This window comes from Streptomyces sp. NPDC054840, assembly GCF_053611065.1.
The window spans coordinates 1-8,478 of record NZ_JBSGZP010000300.1; the positions used below are offsets into that span (position 1 = coordinate 1).

The window sequence follows — 8,478 nt, forward strand, 5'->3', positions numbered from 1 at the left end:
TCCACGGGGGGGGGGGGGGGGGCGGCCACGACGGCCCCCGCCTCGCCCTTGGGGCCGGGGAGCAGGGCCGTCACCAGGCAGACGAGGGCGCCCGCCGCGGTCAGCATCACCGCCGTTCCCGTCATCAGCCTGTGTCTACGCCTGCGCTGCCGCGCGGCCTGCCGTGCAGTCTGCATGTCCGTCCTTCGGAGATTCGAGTCGAGATGCATTGCTTGGTCGCCGCAGGATGCGAAAAGGTTGCCGACACGGGCCGGGCAACCGGGTCGCGTATCGGTCCGCTCACTGGGCGGGGGAGTGCCGGGAACCGGGCTGGGCGGCACGGATGCCGCGCGGAGAAGCTCCGAACGCGCGGCGACAGGCCTTGTTGAACGCATTGACGTCGGGAATGCCGACGGATGCGGCGACGGCGGCGACGGCGGCGACGGAGAGCGTGGTGGCCTGCAGGAAGTGGCGCGCGCGTTCCATTCGCCGGGCCCGGATGTAGCCGACGACCGTCTCCCCCGTCGCGGCGCGGAAGAGGCGCGTCAGGTGGTTGTGGGAGACGCCGGCTGCCGCCTCGATCTCCGGTACCGTCAGAGGTCGCCCCAGCCGCGCCTCGATGAGGGCCACGGAGGCTGCGACCGCCGGATGAACGGCCTGAGTGTTCCGCTTCCTCGGAGCGGCGAGCTGGGCGACTCGCCACAAGGCGGCCCACACCTCGGCCGCGGCCCGCGCCGGGGTGTTCGGACAAGCGGCCAGTGCCTGCCGCAACTGGGCGGTGAGCAGCGCTAGATCGGGGCCGGCGTGCTGGACCACCGGAATGCTGCGGGGGGTTCCACCTGAGCCCAGGCGGAGGTGGACGTAGAGGTGTGGGGAGCGGCCCCGGTAGCGATAGCGGACCTCGGCGCCGGGCGGTACGAGGCTGAACCGGCCGGGGCGGATCGCGTACTCCGTCCCGTCCACCGTCAAATCGGCCTCGTAGTCGTACAGGTGGAGCTGCCAGAGATCCGGCAGTGAGAACACGTCCACTTGGCCGGCGGGCCCGTGCACGCCGATGCCGACGGCGGCGAGAGCCGGAGGCTCGTCACGGTGGGCGAGGGCCGTGTGCATGGTCCGGTGCCGGAGGTATCCTTCGTCCGTGGGCTGCTGGAGCTTCCGCAGGTGGCAGGGGCCCTGCACAGTCTCGTGGGCCGGAGCCGTGGGTGGACCACCACTTCGTGCACATCCGCGAGCCCCACGGCGGCGACGCGCAGCCGCTGCACGGGGATGCCATCATCGACGTCCGGCCGGACGCCTTCGACGTGCAGTTGATGTACTTTCCGCAGGCGGTGACGCTGGAGATGGGCGGAACGCTCAGCGTGCCGGGCAGCCACCTCCGATGGATCAACGAGTCCGACACCGGCCGCTGCCAGAACCTGCGCGGCCAGGACCGGCTGGTCTGCCCGGCCGGGACGGTGGTGTTTCTGCACCACGGCCTCTGGCACGGAGGCCGGCGCAACGACAGCGACGTGATGCGCTACATGTTCAAGATCCGTTTCAATCCCAGGGCAACAGCGCCTGTGGAACACCTCCGATCTCGACGACCCGCAGGTGGCCGCGGAGCTGGACTCGATGTTCCCGTGGTACGAGGCGGCGACCGGCCGGCTGGAGCGGTACAACCGCATCCTGGTGTGGCGGGTGCTGACCGGCGACGACGGCCTCGACCTCGACCACTGGGTGACCAGGGTCTCCAATCGGCCCAAGGAGGCACAGGCATGACGACCTGAGCGATCCTTCCCGTGGGGGCGGAAGGTGCCGCGTCGCCGGTGCTGGTCCTGTATGTGGCCACCTCGGCGCTGGACTCCGGGCGGGCCGGCGGCTGATCCAGGGCGCTCAGCTGATCCCGCCGTACCCGGGTCACGAATACGACGTCTCCTTCCTCAAGCACGAGTTCTTCTTCGAGCGGATCGTCGACGTGCGAGCGCAGCCGCAGGTGCCGGGGTCCCGGTAGGCGGGGCGCCCCTCCTCGTGCGGGCGGCGGCAGCGGCGCCGAGCCGAGGAGGGGCGAGGGCAAGGTCAGGCTCCGGCCTTGCGCTTGTTGTAGACGTCGAAGCCGACGGCCGCCAGCAGTACCAGGCCCTTGATCACCTGCTGGTAGTCGGTACCCACGCCGACCAGCGACATGCCGTTGTTCAGCACGCCCAGCACCAGACCGCCGGTGAGCGCACCGAGGACGGTTCCCACACCGCCGCTCGCGGAGGCGCCGCCGATGAATGCGGCGGCGATCGCCTCCAACTCGAAGTTGATGCCGGCCTGCGGCGTACCGGCGTTGAGCCGCGCGGCGAAGACCAGCCCGGCCAGAGCCGCCAGGACGCCCATGTTCACGAAGGCCAGGAAGACGACCCGCTTGCTCTTCACCCCGGACAGCCTCGCCGCCGCCTCGTTGCCGCCGATGGCGTAGGTGTGCCGGCCGAGGATCGAGTTGCGCATCACGTATCCGAAGCCGACCAGCAGGACACCGAGGATCAGCAGAACGACGGGCACCCCGTGGTAGCTGGCCAGCAGCAGCGTGAAGGCCACCACGGCCGCGGTGATCGCGCCCAGCTTGACCAGGAACAGCCCGGCCGAGAGCGGTTCCAGCCCGTACGAGGCGGCCCGCCGGCGTCCGCGGACCTCCTGCAGGATCGCGACGGCCAACACCACGAGGCCCAGCAGCAGGGTGAGGTTGTGGTAGTTGGTGTGGGGGCCGACCGCGGGGAGGAAGCCGCTGCTGATGTTCTGGAAGCCCTTGGGGAACGGCGCCACCGACTGGCCCTGCAGGAGGATCTGGGTCCCCCCGCGGAACAGCAGCATGCCGGCCAGAGTGACGATGAACGAGGGGATCCCGAGATAGGCGATCCAGAACCCCTGCCAGGCTCCGGCGAGGGCCCCGATCAGCAGCGCGGCCACCAGCGCCACGGGCCACGGCACCTGGTGCTTGACCATCATCACCGCCGCGGCCGCCCCGACGAAGGCGGCGAGCGAGCCGACCGACAGGTCGATGTGCCCGGCGATGATGACGATCATCATGCCGATGGCCAGGATGAGGATGTAGCCGTTCTGCTGGATCAGATTGGTGATGTTGAGCGGCTGGAGCAGGATGCCGCCCGTCCAGATCTGGAACAGCAGCACGATCAGCGCCAGCGCGACCAGCATCCCGTACTGGCGTAGGTTCCCGCGCAGCGCTCGGGCCAGTACGGCATTGGCAGACGGTCGTTGGCCGGTATCCGGTGTGGCGGGCGTGGTCTGTGGGGTGGTCTCGGTCTGGGCCATGCCTCACACCTGCTTGTCGGGGTATGCCGCGCTCATGGTCATGAGCCGCATGAGGGATTCCTGGGTGGCGTCCGCGCGGGTCACCTCACCGGTGATCCGGCCTTCGGCCATGGCGTAGATCCGGTCGCACAGGCCCAGGAGTTCGGGGAGTTCGGAGGAGATGACGAGTACCGTCTTGCCCTGGGCGGCGAGTTCGGCGATGACGGTGTAGATCTCCGCCTTGGCGCCGATGTCGATGCCCCGGGTGGGTTCGTCGAGGATCAGCACCTTCGGCTCGGCGAAGATCCACTTGCTGAGGACGACCTTCTGCTGGTTGCCGCCGCTGAGCTTGCCGGTCTCCGCGAACACCGAGGGGGCCTTGATGTTCATGGTCCGCCGGAACGATTCGGCGATCCGGGCCTCCTCGTGCCGGTCGACCCAGCCTCGCCGGGCGACCTTGCCGAGGGAGCTGAGCGAGATGTTCCGGCTGATGTCCTCGTTGAGGTTGAGGCCGAGCTGCTTGCGGTCCTCGGTCACGTACGCGATGCCGTGCCCGATCGCCTCCGGCACCGTCCGGGTACGGATCTCCCGGCCGTGCAGCCGCACCCGGCCTCCGGTCCACCGTCCGTACGAGCGGCCGAAGACGCTCATGGCCAGTTCGGTGCGGCCGGCGCCCATGAGGCCGGCTATGCCGACGATCTCGCCTCGACGGACGTGCAGCGAGGCGCCGTCGACCACGTTCCGCCGGTGGTCGATCGGGTGCTGGACGCTCCAGTCCTCGATTTCGAAGGCGACCTCGCCGATCTCCGGAGTGCGCTCGGGGTAGCGGTGTTCCAGGTCGCGGCCGACCATGCCGCGGATGATCCGCTCCTCAGAGATGCCCTCGGAACCGATCGCGATGGTCTCGATGGTCCGCCCTTCGCGCAGGATGGTGACGGCGTCGGCGACCCGGGCGATCTCATTGAGCTTGTGCGAGATGAGGATGCAGGAGATGCCCTGAGCCTTGAGTCCGAGGATCAGGTCGAGCAGCTTGCGGCTGTCCTCGTCGTTCAGGGCGGCTGTCGGCTCGTCCAGGATGAGCAGCTTGACCTTCTTGGCGAGCGCCTTGGCGATCTCGACCAACTGCTGTTTGCCCACGCCGAGATCGGCGATCCTCGTGTGCGGGCTCTCGTCGAGTCCGACCTGCCGGATCAGTGCGGCGGCGTGGGTCAGCGTCCGGTGCCAGCTGATGACGCCCCGGGTGGCGTGCTCGTTGCCGAGGAAGATGTTCTCGGCAATGGACAGGTAGGGCACCAGCGCGAGTTCCTGGTGGATGATCACGATGCCGCGCTGCTCGCTGGCCCGGATGTCCCGGAACCGGCAGGGATCCCCCTCGAAGTAGATCTCGCCCTGGTAGCTGCCGTGAGGGTGGACCCCGCTGAGTACCTTCATCAGCGTGGACTTGCCGGCGCCGTTCTCACCGCAGACGGCGTGCACCTCACCCGCGGCGACGGTGAGGTTGACCTCGGAGAGGGCCTTGACACCGGGAAACGTCTTGCTGATCGACCGCATCTCAAGAACGGGTCGGGCCATGGTTGTGCATCCGTATCGTCGGGGCGGTGCGGTGCCGGGCGGTCTCCCGGGCGCCGCACCGCCGGTTCGGCGTCGCCGGACCCGTCGGCCGGGCTCCGGGGCTACTTGAGCTGGTCCGCGGTGTACTGGCCGCTGTCCACCAGGACCTTCTGGTAGTTCTCCTTGTCGACGCTGACCGGCTGGAGCAGCTGCGCCGGTACGGTCTTGACGCCGTTGTCGTACTGGGTGGTGTCGTTGACCTCGGGCTTGCCGCCGGTCAGTAGTGCGTCGCCCATCTGGACTGCGGCCTTGGCCAGTTGGCGGGTGTCCTTGTAGACGGTCTGGGTCTGCTCGCCCGCGATGATCGACTTCACCGAGGCCAGCTCGCCGTCCTGGCCCGTGACGACGGGCAGTGGCCGGCCGGCGCCGTAGCCGACGCCCTTGAGCGAGGAGATGATGCCGATCGAGATGCCGTCGTACGGCGAGAGCACGGCGTCGACGGGGGCGGCGGTGTACGACTTGCTCAGCAGGTTGTCCATCCGGGACTGGGCGAGACCGCCGTCCCAGCGCAGTGTGGCGATCTGGTTGAAGGAGGTCTGGCCGCTCTGCACGACCAGCTTCTTGTCGTCGATGTACGGCTTGAGGACGCTCATCGCACCGTCGAAGACGAACGTGGCGTTGTTGTCGTCCGGTGAGCCGGCGAACAGCTCGATGTTGAACGGGCCCTTGCCGTCCTTGAGACCGAGCTTGTCGACGATGTAGCTGCCCTGGAGGACGCCGACCTTGTGGTTGTCGAAGGTCGCGTAGTAGTCGACGTTCCCGGTGCCGCGGATCAGCCGGTCGTAGGAGATGACGGGGACGTGGGCGTCGGCGGCCTTCTGCAGCACGTTGGTGAGCGAGGAACCGTCGATGGCGGCGATCACCAGCAGCTTGGCCCCCTTGGTGATCATGTTCTCCACCTGGGAGACCTGGTTCTCCACGACGTTGTCGCCGTACTGGAGGTCGGTCTTGTAGCCCTTGGCCTGGAACTCCTTGACCATGTTGTTGCCGTCGTTGATCCAGCGCTCCGACGACTTGGTCGGCATCGCGATGCCGATGAGGGCGCCTTTGGCATCCCCGCCGGCCCCGCCATCGCCCGCTCCGTTGGCGCTCTGGCCGCAGGCTGCCAGCGAGAGCGTCAGACCCACGGTGACAAGGCCCGCTGAAAACTTCCCCACAGTTCCTCCAGTGATGTTCCGCGACCGGCACAGTGCGACCCGGCTGGGAGAACCGGAAGCGGTCGAGCGGGGCCGGCCGGGAGTCGTTTCCTCGCGTCGTGCGAAGTCGGGGTGGCAGCGGCTCCGGCCCGGCGATACCTGAGTGTTAACGCTCACAAGAGTGCCGTCAAGGGTCTGTTCGGATCACCGGTGGATTAACAATTCCGCAGGCGATCGGCTTCCTCTGGCGGGGCACCTGCACGTCGGGCGCGTCCGGGCACGCTGACCGCAAGCGGCCTCTGCGGCCTCTGCGGCTTCGGGTAGGCGTTGGTCCCGCCAGTGGTCCGGATCCCGGTCCTGAGGATCCGCACGTCGCACGCCGCACGCCCGGATGGTGGTGGCCCCGCCGCATGCCCTTGTCCGTTGACGCTCACATGGCCTTCGCCGAGGGCCGGTAGCGTACCGTAGCCCGGAGTCGAGGAGGGAAGTGCGAGTGGGAACCGACAGCGCCGGGACCGAGCAGCGCCACCCAGTGATGGCGGACGTGGCGAAATTGGCCGGCGTGTCCCACCAGACGGTGTCCCGGGTGCTCAACGGCGCCCCGCACGTGCGGCCCGGCACCCGGGAGCGGGTGCTCGCAGCGATCCGGGAGCTGGACTACCGGCCCAACTCCGCTGCCCGCGCCCTGGTCACCCGCCGCTCGCAAACCCTCGGCGTGGTCAGCTTCCAATCGACCCTGTACGGTCCCGCCTCGATGCTGGACGGCATCGAGCAGGCTGCGCGCAGTGCGGGGTATTCCGTCAGCGTGACAAGTCTGCGCTCCCTGGACGGCCGCTCGGTTCAGGAGGCTGTCGACCGGCTGCGCGACCAGGGCGTGGAAGGCGTTGCCGTGATCGCGCCCCAGATCTCCGCCGTCAGTGCGGTGGCCAGGCTCTCCAGCTCCGTTCCGGTCGTCGCGGTCGGATCGGGCAGCCAGTCGCGGGTGCCCATGGTCTCGGTGGACAATCGCTCCGGCGCCGAAGCGGCCACCAGGCACCTGCTCGATCTGGGCCACCGCACCGTGCACCACCTGGCCGGCCCGGCCGGCTGGCTGGAGAGCCAGGACCGCCAGGAGGGCTGGCGCGGCGCGCTGGAGGCTGCCGGAGCCCCCGTGCCGCATGTCGAGCGCGGCGACTGGAGCGCGCGCGCCGGTTACCAGGCGGGCTTGCGGATCTCCGAACTGGGCGACGTCACCGCCGTCTTCTGCGCCAACGACCACATGGCGCTCGGCCTGCTGCGCGCCCTGCACGAGGCCGGCCGCTCGATCCCGGGCGACATCAGCGTGGTCGGCTTCGACGACATTCCCGAGGCGGCCTACTTCACCCCGCCCCTGACCACCGTGCGGCAGGACTTCGGTGAGCTCGGCCGCCGGGCCCTGGAACTGCTCGTCGAGGAGTTGGAGGGCGTCGCGCACACCCGCCCCCATGTGCGGATCTCGCCGGAGATGGTGCTGCGTCGCAGCGTGGGTCCCGCCACCCGCCATTGAGCTGGCACCGCCGGGCCCGGGCTGACCGCCCCAGTGGCCCACGGCTCTGTGAGGCGGTCCGCCGCACTCGGTTGAGGGCTCCGATCCACTTGGGCACTTGCGTGTTGGCGTGCAGGCCGCCCAGCTGGTCCAGGTTCGCGGCGAGTGGGTCGAACACCGCAGCATGGTCAAAGCGTTGGGCGGTGGTCAGCCAGCGCGCGTGCCGGTCTGTTGGTAGATGTCGGCCAGCACCTCGTTCATGCCGCCGAACTCGACGTTCAACGATGATTGCATCCTGCTCGGGCTGAGCGCGGCGGTGCGTCGGTCGACCCAGCCGGCGAGCGCGAGGAGCACGTCGCGGGGCGGTGTGTTGCCGATGAGGCGCCACACGTCGAGCACACCGGCCATGGCCTTGTGGATGCAGTAGTACGGGACGTTGCCGTTGTTCAGCGTGCCTGCTTGGAGGCTGGTGAAGTCGGACTCGGGGAAGCCCGAGAGGTAGCCGGCGGCGAAGCCCGCGGTGGCGTTGTTGGTCTGGCACTTGGCGAGTTCGGCCACATGTGGTCGGCCTTGTCGCGGCAGGTGGTGTCCCCGAGTGCGGCGTAGGCCTGGGCCCACGCCGTGAGGAAGTGGCCCTGCACGTGCGTGCGGAAGGGGAACGCCGGGTCGTACAAGCCTCCGGTCGGGGCCGCGGCGTTGGTGGAGAGCCGGTGGTTGGCGCGGAAGTTGTACAGCAGGCGGTCGACGTCGACGAAGCGGAGGTAGGCCAGGGTGCGGTTCTGATTGTCGAGCCATCGGCTGCTGGTGAGCCGGACCTGACCCAGGTCGAACGGGAACGTCGACACTCCGAGGTCGGACCTGACCGGGGATGTCTCCGCCGCGGCGGAGGCGAAGCCGAGGACGGGGCCGGCAGCCGTGGCCATGGCCGCGGCGCCGGTCGCCTTGATCACGGCGCGGCGGCTGAAGGGGTGAACCGGC

Annotated in this window: 5 protein-coding genes and 2 pseudogenes; 2 read left to right on the forward strand and 5 right to left on the reverse strand. The window is 69.1% G+C overall.

The features are described 5' to 3' along the window. Positions 1 to 279: 279 nt before the first annotated feature. Complete coding sequence (locus tag ACWGIU_RS21180) at positions 280 to 1,089, reverse strand: helix-turn-helix domain-containing protein (protein WP_453707994.1); 810 nt, start codon at positions 1,087 to 1,089, stop codon at positions 280 to 282. Positions 1,090 to 1,107: 18 nt separating this feature from the next. Between ACWGIU_RS21180 and ACWGIU_RS21185 the strand changes: the two are divergent. Then, positions 1,108 to 1,737 (forward strand): annotated as a pseudogene (locus ACWGIU_RS21185) (phytanoyl-CoA dioxygenase family protein); the annotation flags it as partial. A gap of 297 nt (positions 1,738 to 2,034) precedes the next feature. Here the strand turns inward: ACWGIU_RS21185 and mmsB are convergent. From mmsB to chvE, 3 genes are all read right to left on the reverse strand, one after another. After that, positions 2,035 to 3,270, reverse strand: a complete 1,236-nt coding sequence (mmsB, locus tag ACWGIU_RS21190) for a multiple monosaccharide ABC transporter permease (RefSeq protein WP_453707996.1) — start codon at positions 3,268 to 3,270, stop codon at positions 2,035 to 2,037. Positions 3,271 to 3,273: 3 nt separating this feature from the next. Next, positions 3,274 to 4,821: a multiple monosaccharide ABC transporter ATP-binding protein gene (gene mmsA, locus ACWGIU_RS21195; RefSeq protein WP_453707998.1), complete on the reverse strand. Its 1,548-nt coding sequence runs from the start codon at positions 4,819 to 4,821 to the stop codon at positions 3,274 to 3,276. Positions 4,822 to 4,922: 101 nt separating this feature from the next. Then, on the reverse strand, positions 4,923 to 6,017 hold the full coding sequence (chvE, locus tag ACWGIU_RS21200; protein ID WP_453708000.1) for a multiple monosaccharide ABC transporter substrate-binding protein: 1,095 nt from the start codon (positions 6,015 to 6,017) through the stop codon (positions 4,923 to 4,925). Positions 6,018 to 6,489: 472 nt separating this feature from the next. Here chvE and ACWGIU_RS21205 point away from each other — a divergent pair, with 472 nt between their 5' ends. After that, on the forward strand, positions 6,490 to 7,521 hold the full coding sequence (locus tag ACWGIU_RS21205; RefSeq protein WP_453708002.1) for a LacI family DNA-binding transcriptional regulator: 1,032 nt from the start codon (positions 6,490 to 6,492) through the stop codon (positions 7,519 to 7,521). A gap of 49 nt (positions 7,522 to 7,570) precedes the next feature. Here ACWGIU_RS21205 and ACWGIU_RS21210 read toward each other — a convergent pair. Continuing rightward, positions 7,571 to 8,450, reverse strand: a pseudogene (locus ACWGIU_RS21210) (beta-L-arabinofuranosidase domain-containing protein); the annotation flags it as partial. Between the last annotated feature and the right edge of the window lie 28 nt (positions 8,451 to 8,478).